This is a genomic window from Paenibacillus sp. FSL H8-0175, assembly GCF_045040615.1.
Classification (GTDB): domain Bacteria; phylum Bacillota; class Bacilli; order Paenibacillales; family Paenibacillaceae; genus Paenibacillus_AQ; species Paenibacillus_AQ odorifer.
In genome coordinates this window covers 6,949,209-6,967,886 of record NZ_CP150299.1, presented here as the reverse complement: position 1 = coordinate 6,967,886, position 18,678 = coordinate 6,949,209, and the positions used below count along the sequence as shown (strand labels likewise).

Annotated in this window: 18 protein-coding genes and 1 riboswitch; of the genes, 13 read left to right on the top strand and 5 right to left on the bottom strand. The window is 44.7% G+C overall.

From position 1 onward, the window contains the following. Positions 1 to 69 precede the first annotated feature (69 nt). The 3 genes from MHH46_RS30910 (at position 70) to MHH46_RS30900 (ending at position 2,892) form a co-directional block, all read left to right on the top strand. Positions 70 to 735, top strand: coding sequence for a glycosyltransferase (locus MHH46_RS30910; RefSeq protein ID WP_179086280.1), 666 nt, complete (start codon positions 70 to 72; stop codon positions 733 to 735). A 208-nt stretch (positions 736 to 943) separates the two neighbouring features. Further along, a complete protein-coding gene (locus MHH46_RS30905) occupies positions 944 to 1,633 on the top strand; it encodes a hypothetical protein (RefSeq protein WP_239498760.1) in 690 nt (229 codons plus the stop codon). 5 nt (positions 1,634 to 1,638) lie between these two features. Then, positions 1,639 to 2,892, top strand: a complete 1,254-nt coding sequence (locus MHH46_RS30900; RefSeq protein ID WP_076191622.1) for a polysaccharide deacetylase family protein — start codon at positions 1,639 to 1,641, stop codon at positions 2,890 to 2,892. Between the two features lie 16 nt (positions 2,893 to 2,908). On the opposite strand, the gene MHH46_RS30895 is transcribed toward MHH46_RS30900, so the two are convergent. After that, positions 2,909 to 3,967 carry an endonuclease/exonuclease/phosphatase family protein gene (locus MHH46_RS30895; RefSeq protein ID WP_076191625.1) on the bottom strand — a complete coding sequence of 353 codons (1,059 nt, stop codon included), beginning with the start codon at positions 3,965 to 3,967 and terminating at the stop codon, positions 2,909 to 2,911. A gap of 155 nt (positions 3,968 to 4,122) precedes the next feature. On the opposite strand from MHH46_RS30895, the gene rlmN reads away from it, so the two are divergent. The 4 genes from rlmN (at position 4,123) to MHH46_RS30875 (ending at position 7,348) form a co-directional block, all read left to right on the top strand. After that, a complete protein-coding gene (gene rlmN, locus MHH46_RS30890; protein ID WP_076181880.1) occupies positions 4,123 to 5,193 on the top strand; it encodes a 23S rRNA (adenine(2503)-C(2))-methyltransferase RlmN in 1,071 nt (356 codons plus the stop codon). Positions 5,194 to 5,272: 79 nt separating this feature from the next. After that, positions 5,273 to 5,560 (top strand): DUF6509 family protein, encoded by a 288-nt coding sequence (locus MHH46_RS30885; protein WP_036682221.1) that lies wholly within the window; start codon positions 5,273 to 5,275, stop codon positions 5,558 to 5,560. Positions 5,561 to 5,782: 222 nt separating this feature from the next. After that, complete coding sequence (gene greA / locus MHH46_RS30880; protein ID WP_036682220.1) at positions 5,783 to 6,262, top strand: transcription elongation factor GreA; 480 nt, start codon at positions 5,783 to 5,785, stop codon at positions 6,260 to 6,262. Positions 6,263 to 6,418: 156 nt separating this feature from the next. Further along, entirely contained in the window at positions 6,419 to 7,348 is a 930-nt protein-coding gene (locus tag MHH46_RS30875) for an AEC family transporter (RefSeq protein WP_076191627.1), read from the top strand. A gap of 4 nt (positions 7,349 to 7,352) precedes the next feature. Here MHH46_RS30875 and MHH46_RS30870 read toward each other — a convergent pair whose 3' ends face one another. The 4 genes from MHH46_RS30870 to MHH46_RS30855 all read right to left on the bottom strand — a co-directional run bounded on the left by MHH46_RS30870 (position 7,353) and on the right by MHH46_RS30855 (position 11,312). After that, entirely contained in the window at positions 7,353 to 8,195 is an 843-nt protein-coding gene (locus MHH46_RS30870; RefSeq protein ID WP_076181884.1) for an aldo/keto reductase, read from the bottom strand. Positions 8,196 to 8,253: 58 nt separating this feature from the next. Beyond that, entirely contained in the window at positions 8,254 to 9,462 is a 1,209-nt protein-coding gene (locus MHH46_RS30865) for an MFS transporter (RefSeq protein WP_076191630.1), read from the bottom strand. A gap of 209 nt (positions 9,463 to 9,671) precedes the next feature. Then, positions 9,672 to 10,214 (bottom strand): hypothetical protein, encoded by a 543-nt coding sequence (locus MHH46_RS30860; protein ID WP_081387818.1) that lies wholly within the window; start codon positions 10,212 to 10,214, stop codon positions 9,672 to 9,674. Positions 10,215 to 10,343: 129 nt separating this feature from the next. Next, positions 10,344 to 11,312, bottom strand: a complete 969-nt coding sequence (locus MHH46_RS30855) for a Gfo/Idh/MocA family protein (RefSeq protein ID WP_076191635.1) — start codon at positions 11,310 to 11,312, stop codon at positions 10,344 to 10,346. A gap of 196 nt (positions 11,313 to 11,508) precedes the next feature. Here MHH46_RS30855 and MHH46_RS30850 point away from each other — a divergent pair, with 196 nt between their 5' ends. From MHH46_RS30850 to MHH46_RS30825, 6 genes are all read left to right on the top strand, one after another. Then, the gene (locus tag MHH46_RS30850) at positions 11,509 to 12,456 is read left to right on the top strand and encodes a sugar-binding transcriptional regulator (RefSeq protein WP_076191638.1); all 948 of its coding nucleotides are present in this window, start codon (positions 11,509 to 11,511) and stop codon (positions 12,454 to 12,456) included. Positions 12,457 to 12,616: 160 nt separating this feature from the next. Continuing rightward, positions 12,617 to 12,720: riboswitch (purine riboswitch) on the top strand. 168 nt (positions 12,721 to 12,888) lie between these two features. Continuing rightward, the gene (locus MHH46_RS30845; protein WP_076181891.1) at positions 12,889 to 13,503 is read left to right on the top strand and encodes a xanthine phosphoribosyltransferase; all 615 of its coding nucleotides are present in this window, start codon (positions 12,889 to 12,891) and stop codon (positions 13,501 to 13,503) included. Beyond that, positions 13,497 to 14,816 (top strand): nucleobase:cation symporter-2 family protein, encoded by a 1,320-nt coding sequence (locus tag MHH46_RS30840; RefSeq protein ID WP_076105084.1) that lies wholly within the window; start codon positions 13,497 to 13,499, stop codon positions 14,814 to 14,816. Before MHH46_RS30845 ends, MHH46_RS30840 begins: the two co-directional genes overlap by 7 nt. Before the next feature lie 211 nt (positions 14,817 to 15,027). Then, positions 15,028 to 16,326, top strand: coding sequence for a GntP family permease (locus MHH46_RS30835; RefSeq protein WP_036682204.1), 1,299 nt, complete (start codon positions 15,028 to 15,030; stop codon positions 16,324 to 16,326). A gap of 33 nt (positions 16,327 to 16,359) precedes the next feature. Then, positions 16,360 to 17,511, top strand: a complete 1,152-nt coding sequence (locus MHH46_RS30830; RefSeq protein WP_076124101.1) for a glycerate kinase — start codon at positions 16,360 to 16,362, stop codon at positions 17,509 to 17,511. Positions 17,512 to 17,620: 109 nt separating this feature from the next. Then, on the top strand, positions 17,621 to 18,655 hold the full coding sequence (locus MHH46_RS30825) for a sugar diacid recognition domain-containing protein (protein WP_076181893.1): 1,035 nt from the start codon (positions 17,621 to 17,623) through the stop codon (positions 18,653 to 18,655). The last annotated feature ends 23 nt before the right edge of the window (positions 18,656 to 18,678 follow it).

Sequence of the window (18,678 nt, the reverse complement as noted above, 5' to 3'; positions counted from 1 at the left end):
AATGGAAGTAAAGGTGCACAATATACAAGATATTCAAATCCATCACTGTTCACAAGGAGATAGGTCATATTGAAAAATAAGTATTTGATGTTGAAGCTAACCTTATTGTGTATGTTTCTGGTTGTAAGTGTTACACCTACAATTGCCGATGCTGCAGCAGCTAAAGAGAAAAAGAGCTCCCACAAGCAATGCTTAACCCCCTCCGTAATTGAGCTTAAGGATAATCTTAGGAAGTTATGGATCGATCATGTGGTATGGACAAAGAACTACATTGTTAGCGCCTTTGCAGATTCTGAGGACAAGGATGAGGTACTGGCAAGGCTGTTACAGAATCAGCAGGACATAGGGGATGTCTTTAAACCGTATTACGGTGAGGCAGTTGGAGATAAGCTGGCTCAATTATTGCGGGAGCATATTCTTATTGCCGGAAAAGTTCTAGGTGCTGCAAAGGCTGGAAATCAGGCCGATGTGGAAAAATACAATAAAGAGTGGTATGCCAACGCTGATGACATTGCCAAGTTTCTTAGTAGCCAGAACCCCAAATATTCTTATGAACAATTAAAGGAAATGCTTCATGAACATCTGGAATTGATTACTGATGACGTGACAGCTAGAGTTAAAAAGGATTGGGATGCCGAAATTGCCGCATTTGATAAAGGGCTGGAACATATGATCATGTTCGCAGATATCTTAACCGAGGGATTGATCAAACAATTTCCCGATAAATTCAATTGAAATCAAAGCACCCGAAGGGGTGCTTTTTTTATTTTGCAGAAGAGAATAGGTCTTTAGGTGCATTTCAGAAAGTTAGATATAAAGGCTCACTTACATACAAGATAAGTAAACTATAATAGACTCGTGGGCACTCGACATTTTTTGACATTTTTTTATAATTGAGGTGATAAAATCGATGATTTCCCCCTTTTTTAAAAAGAAAGATTCAGTGGATAAGCAATCCAAGTCGGATATGGTTCAAAAGGTACAATTATTAGATGAACAGGTCGAAGAAATAGAAGAAAAGACCTCGGACGAGACTTTAGCTGGATTGGTTACTACAGGCAAAGCTCAGCTTGATAAAAAATCACTCGATTTGATCTTCTCCGTGGAGCAGATTATTCAGGCCAGACAACATGCGGAGACCAATATTAATGAGCTTCAGGATCGGTTAACCCATTCCAGCAGTCATGTGGAGCGCTTAAACCGGGATATGAAGAACCTCAATAAGGTTATTGAGGAAAGAGAAAAGAATGTCCGCGAGCTTGAGCATAAGTTGATTGAGAGAAATTTGAAGGTCGATCAAGTGCTGGAGGATTACCGGGAGCTTCAAACTACGCTCACAGCTGAGATTGAGGAATTGAAGAGTACCATTGAGCTGGAGCAGCAAAAATATGTAAATCTGATTCAAAAACATAACGAAGCCCATGCAGAGAAACTCAAAAAGATGAATGATCTGGAAGAGAAAATCGGACGGGTTGAGATTGAGAATGCACATCTAAAACAAAAGTACGATACGATTCGCCAAGAAAAGGCGTATCTCTCGGGTATGATCAGCGATTTCACCAATCGGATGACGGTTCCTTTTGGGAGTGGCAGTAGTCTGACGGATCGAAACGATGGAAACGGAGATACATAGGATTCATGGCATCTAAGGAACCGGACACCATTCTAATGATTGAGTTACTGTCGCTTGAGCATGAACAGGCCGGTTATCAGATTGAGGTAGGTCTAACCCGTAATGTTGGGTACGCAAGAAGCAAGCTCACCATAGATGAATTTACATACGAACAATTGAAGGCGCTAGGTCCCTTTTCCGGAGGGAGAATGAGATTGTCGCTGTATCCGAAGTGGGATCCGTTTCGGAATAGTTACTACAGCACGCTGATTATAATGAACAGAGCTTACAGCGAAACATTGTATTTTGCCTGTTCTGAAAATTATGTAACCCAACTTCTTCAATTAAAGCAGCAGGACTATCCTCAAGTAGAAGAGGAGAGGGTAGTTCAGACCATGCTTCCCTCTACAGAACCAGGGCATAGGATAAGCAGAAAGAAGACCAAACGAATTGGACTGGTTGCACTGCTGTGTCTCATGTTCGCTTGTTTGATATTTGTGTTACCTCTGCGAATGGATGGACAACTCGTAGATAGTGCTGAAGCGCTGGAGGAACCCGTATTAGGGGCCGACTCTGAGCCATTACTTTCGGTACCGTTCGTTACCCTAGCGCAGACGATATCGGTTCATAACCAGCAAGCTGAGCCTACACCAGAACCTTCAGTCCCTCCTCAAGAACAGACATTACCGTACGAAAAGTATGAATTACCCGAGAATGAATTTTTGTATAGTTTACCGAAGGGTTATGTTGCCTTGTCATTTGATGATGGACCGTCAAAGTATACGAAAGAGATCGTAGATATTCTAGTAGAACATAAGGTGGCTGCCACCTTTTTATTCATTGGGAATAAGGTAGCTCATAATGCGGAAGCCGTTAGGTATGCTAATGAGCATAAGATGTCGGTTGGGAGTCATTCGTGGGATCATAGCAAAATGACTGCTAATGGCGTTGAGGAGAACCGGATTAACTTGGCGAAGACTAATCAGGCGCTGGAGCAAATTACACAATCACCGATTACTATTTTTCGGCCGCCATATGGGGCGATCAATGACAAGTTAACCGCCAAGGTGACGGAACAGCAGATGAAGGTATTATTGTGGAATCGTGATCCCGAGGATTGGAACGTCAAGAACCCAGAGGATATTCTTCAATATGTTCATCATGCCGATCCGTCCGGCGGAGTCTATCTATTTCACGAAAAGAAGATTACTGTAGAAGCTTTGCCCGCTATCATTAAGTATTTCCAAGAGAAAAACCTGAAATTTGTTGTTTTTAAATAGAATCAGAGAATCCATGTTATTGCAGAATAAAAGTGGCTGTTACAGGGTTGTGATCACTGTGTTCGAAGGATAACTCATGACCCTGTACGCCGCTTATGCTGACGTTTGGTGAGACTAGAAAGCCATCAATCACTGCGCGGAAATTCACACCTTCTGAATAGGCAACATCGAGCGTCCGGACGGAGGGTACCTTGGCATCTACAGCCCACTGAAAGCCCTGTTGAAAATGTTCAGGGAATTCTTGCAGCCATTGCGGCCAATCCTGCGTTGTCTCGAAAGCATCAGGAGCTGTACCCGGAAGGGAATGGTTCCAATCTCCCCCTAAGATGAGGTAATTCCCTTTGTCATTCTCCTTCTTGATATAAGCCGATAAATACTCCAATTGCTGTTTGCGAATCGTTCCGCCTTGGTCAAAGGCTGATAAATGAAGATTGACTAGAATCAGTTCTTTTCCATTATCAACGGGGAACCTGCTCTCCACAAAAGCACGGTCGAGATCAAATTGTTGGCGAGGCCAGGTTTCTTTGCCCGGGAGATCATATCTAATATTACTTGTGCTGTTAAAACGGGATAAAGTTAATAAACCGCTGTTCACCGAGCCCATCGGATCAAGAACAGGAAGCGGTACCCAAGGTACCTTGTAGTTGGTCGCGAAAACATTGCTGTAATCAGCGAATTTATTCGACAAGTAAGAGACTTCATCTATACCGTTGCTACGGGAAGAATCGATGTCGACCTCCTGCAGCATGAACAGGTCCGAGTCTGTAACTGTCATAAGGGACGCTACGGCCTCAAGGTTTATCTTCGTTTGTTCCCTACTGCTTGAGCGTGACTTTGTTCCGCCATCCATAAAGAAATCTTGGCCTTTATCCAACCCGGCGTAGCCAATATTAAAGGTAGTTACAGAAAAGGACTCTCCCTGCTTCATTACTTGCTGCGGATTATTGTTTACAGTAAGTGTAGTAATCTCCTGTGGTTTATAGTCAGTGAGAGTAATATACACTAAAAAACCGCCAAGGATTAGAACGGCAGCTAGAAGGGTGAGGCTGATTGCTTTTATTCTTGTTGAACCCATATGATTCCATCGCTCCTTAGATACATGTTCATAGAACAGACTTTAATGGTGTAAACTTCGACACAACCCAATAACTCCCCTTGTTTTAATAAAAAAAATTTGAGACAATGAGTAGTGATGGTCTGAACTTTAACGTTTTGAAAAGAGGATAACGAATGAATATAGAATCCATTTATGGATTAACTTTTGATCAACTGGCGGCATGGCTGTTAGAACGTGGACATAAAAAGTTTCGGGCTACGCAGGTCTGGGATTGGCTTTATCGGAAGCGGATTACAGACTTTTCGGAAATGCTCGATGTAAATAAAGATTGTGTAGAATTATTAGAGCAGAATTTTGTCATTCATACCTTGGAAGAACATGTGAAGCAGGAATCTGCGGATGGAACGATTAAGTTCCTGTTCCGTCTAAAGGATGGCAACCTGATCGAGACCGTGCTTATGAGACAGAAATACGGCTTGTCTGTATGTGTAACCACGCAAGTGGGCTGCAATATCGGCTGCAGCTTCTGTGCAAGTGGGCTATTGGCGAAGAGCCGGGATCTCTCCAGCGGAGAGATTGTGGAGCAGATTATGAAGGTCCAGCAGCATCTGGATACGGCGAACCTGGATCAAAAGGTCAGTCACGTCGTAGTGATGGGCATTGGCGAGCCATTCGATAACTTCAAGAACCTGCTCGATTTCCTGGCGATTGTCAAAGATCACAAGGGACTAGCAATTGCGGGTAGAGGGATTACCGTATCAACGAGCGGATTGGCTAACAAAATCGTTGAATTTGCGGATGCGAATACGCAGGTGAACCTGGCGGTTTCTTTGCATGCCCCTAATAATGAACTGCGGACGCAGATCATGAAGATTAACAAGGCCATTCCAATAGAGAAGCTAATGGAGTCTATAGATTATTATTTGGAGAAAACCAAGCGGAGAATTACGCTGGAATACATTCTGATGAAGGATGTAAACGACGGCAGAGAGCATGCGCTTGAACTGGCCGAGCTGATTGGCGATCGACGCCCGCTCGTCAATGTGAATTTGATTCCTTATAACCCGGTGGATGAACACAGCCAATATCAAAGAAGCGAGCGGGAGACGGTGCGGGCCTTTTTTGATACCTTGAAGAAGCAGGGTGTCAGCGTAAGCACTCGTCTGGAGCATGGTGTGGATATTGATGCTGCCTGCGGACAGCTGCGAAGCAAACAAATCAAGAAATCCAAAGCCATGGCTTGACGGACTACCTCGACAACAATATGTTACTTTTTGTGATACAATGACGTGGCAGGTATTAGGAAAAGAGGTTGATTGAGTTATGTTGACATTTACGGGCTACAATGTGGAGAATGTAAAAGATCCTTTCGGTATACTAACCGGTAAACGGTATGAATTTGTCGTTCAACTGGACGTTCCAGAGGATGATGAGCTGTATGTAGAGAACGGAGTATCCGCTAGAGCGATTATTAAGGTGGATGAAGATCAAGTCAGCATCGTAAGTTATGATCTACAGGAGACAACTTCAGGTCAACTGCTCGATTTCGATATGGAAGAGGACGAGGAAGAAGCGTTACTCCTTTTTTGTAAAGAGCATTTGCCAGAATAATTAAGCAGCATTGACCTCCTTGCCCAATGTTCCATTGTGGCAGGGATTTTTTTAAAATATAAGCATTTATATGTTTTGTACTTTAAAGTATCTTTATATTTCTACGAGAAATGGTTGTCGTCCTTTAAGGACGACAATGTTGTTTCTTCTTGTAAGATCTTTCGCAAGTTTGGGATATATCGGTTAAAATATTATAAAGCATCCAAAATAGGAGTTGTATACATGTCTAATGAAGAAGTGTTCTTGACCAAAGAAGGGTTGGCTCAATTAGAGGAAGAGCTGAAGGAATTGAAAGGCGCAGGGCGTAAGGAATTGGCCGCACGGCTTAAATTGGCGATCAGCTATGGAGACTTGAAGGAAAATAGTGAGTACCATTCGGCCAAGGACGATCAATCGTTCATGGAGACTCGTATTATGATTCTGGAGAAAATGTTGACCAAAGCCAAGATCGTGGATGAGAGCCAAATGGATCTGTCAAAGGTTAGTATGGGTTGTATTGTTATTCTGAATGACATCGAATATTCGGAGAAGATCGAATATAGAATTGTTGGAGCTGCTGAGGCAGATGTTCTTAATAACAAGATTTCCTATGAAAGCCCGCTAGGCAAGGAATTGCTGGGTAAAAAGGTCGGCGATATTGTTAGTGTAAATGCACCGATGGGCATCATTAAATATGAGTTGCTTGAGATCAAAATGATGTAACAATATACCGAAAATCTCCCAACCCTTTGTAAGGGTTGGGAGCTTTTTTGCTGGTATGATAGGTTTTGGCTATGAGGTATATTGATTTCATATCTTAGACGTTCTGTGCTGTTGCGCTTATAGTTTGAAGTAACCTACAGCAGAGGAGTTCTATTCATGATCCAAAGTGTGTTATCGACGTTATACCAAGTCATCGTGCCTTTGTCCATTCCTGTGATCGTGGGTGCGCTACTTGGGCGGTTTAAGAATCTGGATACGAAGCCGTTATTGACGCTTTATCTATACTTTTTAACGCCGGCAATTATTTTAAATACATTGGCTACTGCCGAGATATCCATGAATGATATTTATAAGACGCTCACCTTTTCGCTTCTAAATCTAATCTTCTTATGGGCGATTGCGAATATAGTCGGCAAATTATTGAAGCTAGATCCATCCGAAGTATCCGGTCTGACCTTGATTTCAACGTTTACGAATAGCGTGAATTATGGACTTCCGCTGGTGTTGCTAGCTTTCGGACAGCTTGGTCTCGATAAGGCCTCTGTATATGTGATCGGACAAATGATTATCGTGAATACGATAGGCGTTTATTTTGCAGCAAGATCTCAGTTCTCGGTAAAAAATGCAGTAAAATCGGTCTTTTCACTTCCTGCCATTTACGCAGCTCTGTTGGCCCTTCTTCTCCGTATCTTTGGCCTGCATTTGCCTGCAGAGGTGGCTACAGGGGTTGCCTTGGTAGCTGGAGGATATTCACCGGTGGTACTGGCGATCCTTGGCGCACAGATGGTTAAAGTGAGAAACATGCCATCCGCACGCAAGGGTCAGTCTACTTTTTGGACTGGGCTGTCGATTCGATTAATCTTAGCGCCGCTAGTGGCTTACCTCGGATTATCGATCCTGCAAATTACCGGAACCTTGTTCTCTGTGCTGCTGATTTTGGCTTCTATGCCAGTTGCCGTCAACGCCGTCGTGCTAGCCGAGCGTTTTAATGCCTCACCGGAGCTGGTATCCAAATGTATTTTGTGGACGACGCTTGCTTCGTTTCTCGTGTTGCCGGTGCTTATAGTGTTAGTGCAAGGTGCGTAATCCCTTAGAAATCAAAATGATCTGGGTCTGGACCTACCCGCTGATCTTGGTTGAGAGAGTTAATTAGAGTCATATCCTCGTCAGATAATTTGAAATCAAACACGTCTACATTTTCGATGATCCGGTGTTCTTTAGTAGACTTAGGAATGGTGATAATCCCACGTTGCAGGTCCCAACGGACAATAACCTGAGCGACGGATTTGTCATGTTTGGCGGCAATTTGTTTCAGTACAGGCTGATCGAACAATTGACCTTGCATTAACGGAGACCAAGCTTCTAATTGGATTCCTTGCTCTTTGCAGAAGTCGAGCAGCTCTTGCTGATTCAAATAAGGATGTAATTCAACTTGATTGACCATCGGCTTAATCTCAGCATCCTTCAGTACATCTTCAAGATGGTGAATCTGGAAGTTGCTGACCCCAATGGCTTTTACCCGGCCCTCTTTATACAACGTTTCAAGCGCTCTCCAAGACTCTTTATATTTTCCTTTTACAGGCCAGTGAATAAGGTACAGATCCAGGTATTCAAGTCCGAGTTTAGCTAAGCTAGTCTCGTAGGCGGCAATGGTTTCTTCGTAGCCCATATCTGCGGTCCAGACCTTTGAGGTTACGAAAAGCTCTTCTCTGGACAAGCTGTTCTCTTGCAGAGCCTCTTGGATGGCTTGTCCCACGCCTGTTTCATTCTCATAAATTGCGGCAGTGTCAATGCTGCGGTAACCGTGTCTAATAGCGGATTTGATCGCTTGTATCAGTTCTGCGCCTTCTTCCACTTTAAATACGCCAAGCCCTAGCCAAGGCATATTTACACCGTTGTGTAATGTAGTTGTATCCTGTAGATGTTGAGCCATAATAAAGTAACCTCCTAAGATATTTAAAAGTTTGTTTGGGTTGTTAATGGACTGCTCTTTAAGCAGCTTTAGTCTGGAGAGGAGCCTCATCTTTCTTCTCCAGAGCACGGCTCCATGCCGTTAGTAATACAGCGGACAGAACCATGATGGCACCTACCCAAGTGGTATGAATCAGTCCCATATGATCTGTGACGATGCCGCCAAGGTACGCACCAATGGCAATACCAGCGTTAAAAGCAGCAATATTTAATGCAGAAGCTACATCTCGTGCACTTGGCGCATATCGATCTGCAAGCGTAACGACATGTACTTGCAAGCCGGGCACGTTCATGAAAGCTAACAGTCCCATAAAGAAGATCGTAATCAGTGCGGCAACCTTATAAGGTGCGGTAAAAGCTAAGACAAATAAGACGACAGCTTGGACTGCGAACATATAGAATAGAGCATTCATCGGTTTGCGGTTGGCGGCTTTACCTCCAATCACGTTCCCGATGGCAATCGCAATGCCGTATACAAGCAAGATTACAGCGACTGTATTCTCTTTGAAGCCGCTGATCTCATGCAGAAGGGGTGATAAATAAGTAAAGACTACAAATGTGCCCCCATAGCCCAAAGCCGTAATTGCGAAGGCAAGCAGTAAACGCCCATTGGTGACCAGCTTAACTTGCTCACGAAGGGGTGTATGGGTGCCATTGCGCAGCCCGGATGAAGGAACAAGGATCAGATTGCCGATGAGTGCTATAAGCCCGATAGCAATAATAGCAACAAATGCAGCACGCCAGCCGAGTTGTTGGCCAAGGAACGTACCTAGCGGAACGCCAGTAACAGTAGCTACTGTAAGTCCAGTGAACATGATGGCAATGGCACTGGCCTTACGATCCTCAGGCACGAGATCGGCGGCAATAGTCGAAGCAATCGACATGAACAAGCCATGGGCCAGAGCGGAAATTACTCTCGCGATTAACAGCAATGTAATTCCGTCCGCAGCCGCCGCAAGACTATTGCCGATAATAAAGACGATCATAATGCTTAGCAGTAAGGTTTTGCGCGATATCGACGTGGTTAGCGACGTTAAGATGGGTGCGCCAAAAGTTACTCCTAAAGCGTATAAAGTAACGGTCAACCCGGCTGTGGTTACCGGTATATGCAGATCCGTGGCGATTAGAGGCAGCAGCCCCACACTGATAAACTCAGTGGTACCAATCGCAAAGGCACTAATGGCTAGAGCTAAGAGCGCCAAGGTGCTTCTTTTTTTATCTAAGGACATTTCTTTCACTCCTACGCTGTGTTAATCACCGGCCGGTAAGTGCTATTATGAAGAGATCTGTCCATTAAGTATAGTACGTACTTTAAAGTGCTATAGGTACTAAAAAGTACCTATAGCGCAACTCGCCAAACCGCAAAAAGCATGGGCACCCTGATCTCGTCAGGTTTGCCCATGCTTTTTGCTATGCTTGTTATATAGTCCCAATAGGGTTAACGAGACCGTTGTTTAAGGTGGCGCCGTTTAGTTGTGCCTTTGTTAGTGGCGTGCCCACCCGATCCTCCACCAACCGCCTGCTGCTGTCTTGTTCCTGGGCTTTCAATAGCGGAGTTTGTTCCACCGGTGCTGAACGTTCCGCCTCCGCTTGCTACCTGAGTTGCGGAGGCATTCTGGCTCCGTTTAGGCAGTTTAACCGTCTGGGTATTGATAACGACCACAACTTCTTTGCGATACGGATATAATAAGAGGGGCTTAGCTTTGCCGCGTTTGTAGCCCCCGCTGCCTAGGTTAGTCGCATCACCGCCTGCGCCGATACTTTGTTGTTGGCGTGTATAGGGAGAAGCAATGGCGGCATTATTGCCGCTTGCGCTGCTGCGCCCTGCACCGCTTGCAATTTGTGTAGTGTTGGGGGCGTTCGTATATTGATTGTTGATGACAAAGACTAATCTGTCCACTCCGTGGAGGGGGGTCCTTGTAATTATGCGCCGTTTTCCTTTTTGAATAATGACAACGATCCGGTCTCTTTTATAGGCCACCCATATTCACTCTCCCATACTTTGACTTCATTAACATTAATGCAGATGGGGGGAATAAGTGATGAATACGGGCGATCTACCTCGAAAAACAATCATTTGCCTAAGTTAGCTGCCTACTAAACGGTTTATTTATTCAAAGCTATATTTGATCCCCCATTGTTCCCGGACATTGCTCATAATGTCCATGACATCCAAGGAGAGGTTGAGGGTCTCTTTATGGCTTTTATCTGCAATATACCGCTGCATATCTTCAATCTCGTATTGCAAAGCTTTGGCTGTATCTCCAGCTTCAATCGTCTCTACTGTGCCATCCAAATATTGAATGGTGGCTTTGCTGGCCCGCGGGAAATTGTCTACGGTAATAAATCCGAGCTCTCCTGCAACCACCCCCCGTTTAGGCATTTTGGAGCGCATTGTAAGGGAGATTACCGCCATTTCATCTGCCGCATTGTTAAGAATAATACCGGATTGCTCGTCCACTCCTGTCTCGAATTGTTTTACCGTAGTAAGAATCTCATGGGGCTGTTTGGACAGGAAGAATCTTGTGAAGGACAGCGCATATGTCCCAATATCCAGCAGTGCTCCGCCCGCCAGATCTTTGCTGAAGAAACGGTTGTTCACATCATATTCTTTATGGCTGCCAAAGGAGACCTGCACCATTTTGAGGCGCCCGATGATGCCGTCATCAATGAGCTGCCGCAGTTTCTTATACAGTGGCATATGGTAGATGGTCATAGCTTCGGCCACAACCAGATCCTTTTCAGCGGCAAGTCGGGTGACTTCTTGAAGTTGTTTGCTGTTCACCGTGATTGCTTTTTCGCAGAGAACATGTTTGTTATTCTGTAAGCTTTCAATGATGTATTCATAATGATTGCTATGTGGCGTAGAGATGTACACTACATCAATTGCAGGATCTTGCAGCATTTCACTGTAACTGCCATAAGCTTTCGTGGCTCCATATTGATTAGCGAATTGTTGTGCTTTCTCCAAGCTTCGCGACCCAACCGCATACAACGTTCCTCCCGTTTCATTCAGCGCAGCCGCAAATTCGGCAGCTATACTTCCTGGACCGACAATTGCCCACTTTAAAGGGTTCATTTCCAGCACCTCACTTGTTTGATTTTTTGTTTTTATTTAGAGATACCTTGATTCCATCTGATCCATTCATCTTCATAAAAGTTTTGATATTAAGCACATTTGTGCAATATAATAATAAATGTGCAAAACAATCGTCTACAGTATAGCGGGGGGGTCTAAATCCGTCAAACTGTTGAATACGCGGGGGCGTTGTAACATGGATCGAAAAGAAGATAAGAAGCTGCTTATTAAAATAGCACAAATGTATTATGAACAGAATTTAACGCAGAGTGATATCTCCAGCCAACTTGGTATATATCGTACCACCATCAGCAGGATGCTAAAGAGGGTACGTGAAGAAGGGATCGTTACAATAACTATTAATTACGATACTGGCGATCATTTTACATTGGAGCAGGAGCTGAAGGAGCGGTTCGGGCTACGGGAAGCCATTGTTGTGGAGGTAGATCCTGCACAGTCCAGCACGATTAAACGCAAAGCTATAGGACAAGCCTGTGCGAGATGGCTCGAGCAAGTGCTTCTCCCGAAAGATACGATTGGATTTTCTTGGGGAAGCAGCTTAGCTGCCGTCGTAGAAAGCCTAACACAAGCCCAGAGACCTTTTGTAACCTGTGTACCTACGGTCGGCGGCCCATCAGGAAAGATGGAGAGCGGGTACCATGTAAATAACATCTGTTATCAAGCTGCTCTAAAATGGGGTGCGCGCTCGTTAATGATTGATGTTCCAGCGATCACGGAGCAAAAGGAAACTAGAGATCAACTGATGAATTCGCAGTATTATCAGACCATTGCCAAGGCGTGGGACCATCTGGATATCGCTGTGTTCGGCATCGGATCGCCGGCAACGAAAGGGGAAGAGGCGTGGCGCGGTTTTTATGGTGATGCAGTGATTGCTGAGCTGGAGAATGGAAAGGTCGCTGGTGATATCTGTTCACGATTCTATGATGGCAACGGGATTCCCGTGCATACCGGAATATCGGATCGAACACTGACCATTGAGCTGGAGCAAATTAAGCAAGCACGGTATTCGATTGGTGTAGCGGAGTCACTTGAGAAGGTAACGGGGATCCTTGGGGCACTAAATGGGGGTTATATGAATGTACTTGTAACGACCCAAGAAACAGCGCAGAAGATATTGGAGTAGCAACTACTAAATGTAAACAATTGAATTTCGTGAAAATAACCTGAAAATGGCATGCAAATTGCTTAAAATTTTGCTTGTAAGCACCAGACAGAGCGTGTAAGATATACAAGGTATTCATATTGAACATTTATAAAAATATAAGTTTCACATTATACATTATCCTTATATTTGCTTGTCAACTCATATAATCTTGGGAATATGGCCCATAAGTTTCTACCGGATAACCACTGTAATTATCCGACTATGAGTGAAATAGCGCATCTAGGGTTCCGCTTCCTGACTATGGAAGGACTGGACCGAGCGATGCGGACACTATGCAGTGTTACACCACTAAGGGACAAAAACCCAGAAGGACAAATTCACTTGAGAGAAACGACTCAAGGGATTTGTCCTTTTTTTGTTTTTAATTCAGAAGGAGAGATCAAGTTTACTATGAAGGTACTTCAAGAGCGCATCAGACAAGAGGGTCTTATTTTATCAGATACGGTACTAAAGGTAGATTCATTTCTGAATCATCAGGTGGATACGGAGCTTGCCTTACAAATTGGACAGGAGTTCAAGCGGTTGTTCGGACATTTGCCTATCACTAAAATCATCACTATTGAAGCGAGTGGCATTCAATTTGCCATGGCTACGGCCATCGCCTTAGGCGTACCGTTTGTATATGCGAAGAAGAAGAAAGCAGTGACCTTATCTGAAGCGGTCTATTCCGCGCCGGTACATTCTTTTACACGCAAAGAGGATTATATGGTTAGTGTCTCGCAAAAATATATCGGACCAAGTGATAAGGTGCTTATTGTAGATGACTTTTTGGCTACTGGTGCTGCTCTTGTTGGACTGGTTGATATCGTGAAAGAGGCTGGCGCTGAGCTCCTTGGCGTTGGTTGTGTGATTGAAAAATGTTTCCAAGAAGGCCGGAGTCTACTCGAGGATAGAGGGATAGAAGTCCATGCCTTAGCCCGGATCACATCTATGTCACCAGGTGAAATTCACTTCATTGATAATGAAAGTTCAAAAGAGCCAATCAAGGAGAGTGCGAGATGTTAAGCAAGAAAAAAGTATTTGCGTTAGGATTTCAGCATGTACTGGCGATGTATGCCGGAGCAGTTGTTGTTCCGCTGATCGTAGGGAACGCGTTGAACCTGAATGCCACCCAAATGGCCTATCTTATCGCAGCTGATTTGTTTACTTGCGGGTTAGCTACTTTGCTGCAGATTATGGGCACTAAGTATTTTGGCAGCAGGCTGCCGGTTATTCTTGGATGTACCTTTACGGCAGTAGGGCCGATTATCGCTATCGGCAGTGCCAACAATTTGGCGACGGTGTACGGAGCAATTATTTTATCTGGTTTATTCGTGGTACTGGCGGCCCCCCTTTATGGGAAGCTACTGAGGTTTTTCCCAACGATAGTAACGGGCTCAGTCGTGACCATTATTGGGTTATCTCTTATTCCTGTAGCTATGAATAGCGTAGCTGGCGGAGAAGGCAGCGCTGATTTTGGGAATCCCCGCAATTTGTTGCTTGCACTGATCACGCTGCTGGTCATTTTAGCGGTTAACCGTTTTACTACAGGATTTCTTCGCTCGGTCTCTGTCTTGATAGGTCTTTTAGTGGGTACAATTATTGCTTATGGAATGGGCATTGTTAGTTTCTCTACAGTAGGTGAAGCCTCTTGGGTAAGTGTTGCACAGCCTTTCTACTTCGGATGGCCTCAGTTCAATCTTACGGCTATTTTCACTATGATCATTGTTAATATTGTTAGTATGGTGGAGTCCACAGGTGTTTACTTTGCGATTGGTAAAGTGACGGATCAGAAAGTGGAACAAAAGCAGATCGTAAACGGGCTGCGTTCGGAAGGTTTGGCGATTATGCTGGGCGGGATCTTTAATGCATTTCCGTACACAGCATTTTCGCAAAATGTAGGTCTGGTCTCGCTGACTCGGGTCAAAACTCGGAATGTTATTTTTGCAGCCGGTGGGATTATGGTTGTGCTTGGACTACTGCCTAAATTGGCGGCTCTGACAACAGTTATTCCCAATGCCGTACTGGGTGGAGCGATGATCGTGATGTTCGGATCGGTTGCTGTTTCCGGGATGTCGATTCTGTCAGAGGTAGATCTGCGTAAGGATGGTAATCTGCTGATTGCCGCTTGTAGTATCGCTGTTGGTTTGGGTTCGGCAACTGTACCTGCAATGTTCGATCAATTGCCTGAATTCGCTCGGATGCTGCTGCAAAACGGTATCGTCTCCGGTTCCCTTACAGCGATTGTGCTGAATATCTTCCTCTCGAAGACAAAGGATAATGTTCTGGCAGAAGATCCTGCTGCCCCTATTCTAACGAAAGAAACTCAAGTTTCTTAATACGTCTAATTCATGTTAAAAGACCAAGCTCTGGTGTGCTGAAACCTAAGCTTGGTCTTTTTCTCATGCTCAGAGCTTGTGCATATGCACAAAAAAATAGGTTGTCCCGTCAATATTATTGGGTTTGTAAGCGCAGTATACTCAGTTTAGAAAGCGTTATCAAATTACACACTGTATAGTGTCAAATTCTTATACTAGGGGGCAACTAGAGATGGAAGGCACAGTAATTAACTGGATGGGCGCGATTGCGGGATTGATTCTGGCCGTCGTATTGATTTTCAAAAAGGTTAACCCGGTCTACGCACTTTTTTTAGGCGCGATTGCCGGAGGGATATTAGGCGGGGCATCCATTGCAGAGACAGTACAATATGTCATCGACGGAACGAATAGTGTTATGGGTGCAGTTGTACGTGTTCTCGCAGCCGGTGTGCTGGCCGGGGTATTGATTGAATCAGGGGCAGCCGAACGAATGGCCGAGACCATAGTAGATAAGCTTGGCGAAAAGAAAGCGTTATTATCTATAGCGCTGGCAACTATGATTATTACAGCGGTAGGCGTATTCATCACAGTCGCTATCATTATTGTCGCTCCAATCGCTTTGTCCGTAGGTAAGAAGATCGGCATTTCCAAAACCGCTTTGCTGCTCGCACTGGTCGGTGGCGGTAAAGCCGGTAACATTATTTCACCGAACCCGAACACCATTGCCGTAGCTAAAGGCTTTGATGTAGATTTGGCTCAGGTCATGATTCATGGATTCATCCCAGCCGTTGCGGGTCTGATTGTCACTGTTATTATTGCTAATCTGCTGGTCAACAAAGGTGTGAAAATTGCAGAGGGCGACGTTGTAACTAAAGAGGAAGACAGTACTAAGGTTAAACCTAGCTTTGGCCGTGCCATCGTCGCTCCGGTTGTCGCTATTTTACTTCTAGCCATTAACCCAATCGGAAATATTCTAAATATTGAATTGCTGAAATCATTTAAAGTCGATTCTATGATCATCTTGCCTCTTGCCGGCATTATTGGATTGATTGCTATGAAACAAACGAAGAACATCATTTCTTTTACAACCTCAGGGTTAAATAAAATGACAGGTACAGCCATTATCCTGATTGGTGCTGGTGCTATCGCTGGTATTATCTCAAAATCGGATTTGAGTGCTACTGTTGTAGATGCAATAACGGCTATGGGGATTTCCGGAACGTTCCTTGCGCCAATTGCAGGGATCCTGATGGCGGCTGCTACAGCATCAACCTCTACGGCTTCTATCGTGGCTGCCGGATCATTTGGTCCCGCTATTCTTTCGATGGGCACAGCGCCGCTAAATGCAGCAATTATGGTGCACACCGGGGCTACAGTCATTGACCATCTGCCACACGGTAACTTCTTCCACGTGACCGCTGATTCCGTTAAGATGAACATTAAGGACCGGATGTCACTGATTCCTTATGAAAGTCTCGTGGGTCTGACGATGGCTATCGTCGCCACTATATTATACGGCTTCATCCTATAATTTATATTTGCAACTAGAAGGGACGGATATTCTATGAATAAAGACTTTGTCATCGTATTGGCACCGGATTCTTTCAAGGAAAGCATGACAGCCAAAGAAGCTTGTGAAGCCATGGAAAAAGGCATTCATAAAGTAAATTCTAATATTACTTGTATTCATGTACCCATGGCAGATGGCGGCGAAGGAACGATGCAGTCCTTGGTCGATGCAACGGAAGGTACAGTATATATAACAAAAGTTAAAGGGCCACTGGGCAATGAAGTTAGCGCATCCTACGGAATCACAGGAGACGGGCTGACAGGGGTGCTGGAAATGGCTAGTGCGAGTGGCATTCAGCTGGTATCCCCAGAGACACGTAACCCGTTGATTACAACTACCTACGGGACAGGACAATTAATCAAAGCATGTCTGGATCGTGGGGTCAGCAAGCTGCTGATCGGTATCGGTGGCAGTGCCACCAATGACGGAGGCGCCGGGATGGTGCAGGCATTAGGCGGCAGGCTGCTGGATGCCGAAGGCAATGAGCTGTTGTTTGGTGGTGGTGAGCTCGGCAGATTAGCCCGTATTGATCTGAGTGGATTTGACCCTCGCCTTAAGGATGTACAGGTTGAAGTGGCCTGCGACGTTACGAATCCATTATGTGGTCCGACCGGGGCTTCCAATGTATTTGGTCCGCAAAAAGGGGCTACTTCGGATATGATCAAACAGCTGGACAGCAATCTGCATCATTATGCGAGTGTCATCAAAGAGCAATTGGGTTTCGATATTATAGATATGCCTGGTGCTGGTGCAGCGGGTGGCCTTGGGGCAGGACTGGTGGTGTTCTTAAACGGAATATTAAAAAAGGGCATTGAGCTTGTGATCGACTATACTGGACTTGAAGAAAAAGTGCAGCAGGCGGACATGGTGTGGACCGGGGAAGGAAGCATCGATTTCCAGACTCAATATGGCAAGACCCCGCTTGGCGTTGCTGAGGTCGCTAAGAAATATAATAAACCTGTGCTGGCCTTTGCGGGACGGATCGGCGATCAGACGGAAGTGCTGTATGATAAAGGGATTGATGCTATTTTTGGGATCATGCCAGGTGCATCTTCATTGGAGGATGCTTTGAATAAAGGGCAAGAGAATTTGGAAAGAACGGCTGAGAATGTGGCTAGGTTAGTCATGCTGAACCAAGGAAGCTGATTGAATTATACAAAGTGATAGAGGGGCTGACTGAACGGAGTCAGCCCCTTTTTTCTTTTTTAAGGTAGAAGCTTTCTGAGTAGAATATAAAGGGACAGGAGGTACAGACATGAAGATATCGAAATCACTCGCAGGACAAATAGCACAAGAAATGATGAGCGTAGTTCCTTATAACATTAATGTTATGGATGAGAGCGGCTTTATTGTAGGAAGCGGAGATCTGAAACGGGTCGGAACCTTACATGAGGGAGCGAGAATAGCCATTCAAAGTGGGCATGTCTTTGAAGTGTACGAGGATGGCAGCGGCATGAAGCCGGGGGTGAATGAACCCATTATTATAGATCATAAAGTTTTGGGTGTGGTAGGTATTACGGGACATCCAGATGAGGTTAGGCCGTTTAGTAAGCTGGTCAGAGTCACTACTATATTACTTATTGAGCAGGAAGCAAGGAACAAGCTGGAACAGGATGAGCGAGTAAAACGTGTGAAATTTTATCATGAATTGTCTTATCGTAAAGAAGCATATGATCTTGAGTTTCTGGAACGGGCGGGCAGCTATGGGCTTGATCTTAAGAAAAAATGCTGGGCGATCCTAGTGGAAGGCGATGTGAACGGAAAAGAATTCAAAAATGTATTTAGGTCCTATCCACATTACTGGAATTTGGAGAATGATAAGGCGGTTTTTTTTATAACGGATGTTTTTCTTTATAAAGAGCTCATAGGAAAACTAAATTCATGTGCGAATGTGGGGCGAATAGGTTCTGGCGAAGCAGAGGAGTTAGCTGCTTATTCACTTGAACAGGCCCAGGCGGCGATTAGTGTTGGTAGTAGAGTCGACCCGCTCAAGATACTGTACACTTATGAAGAACTAAGATTCTTAATTCATCTCTCCTATGACGGGGCAGAACGGCCCGGGACGATTTATGCTCTACTGGATCAGTCGGGCGATAAGACAGGCCTGATTGAAACACTGCAAGTATTTATTGCTGAGAATGGGGACCATAATCGTACTGTACAGAAGCTGAATATTCACCGAAATACACTGAACTACCGGCTTAATCGCATTCATACATTAACGGGCAAAAATCCACGCAACTACATGGAGTTGTTTGAATTGTTGTGCGGATTGATGTGGCGTAAGTAGTCTAAATCCCCCTATTCCAATTG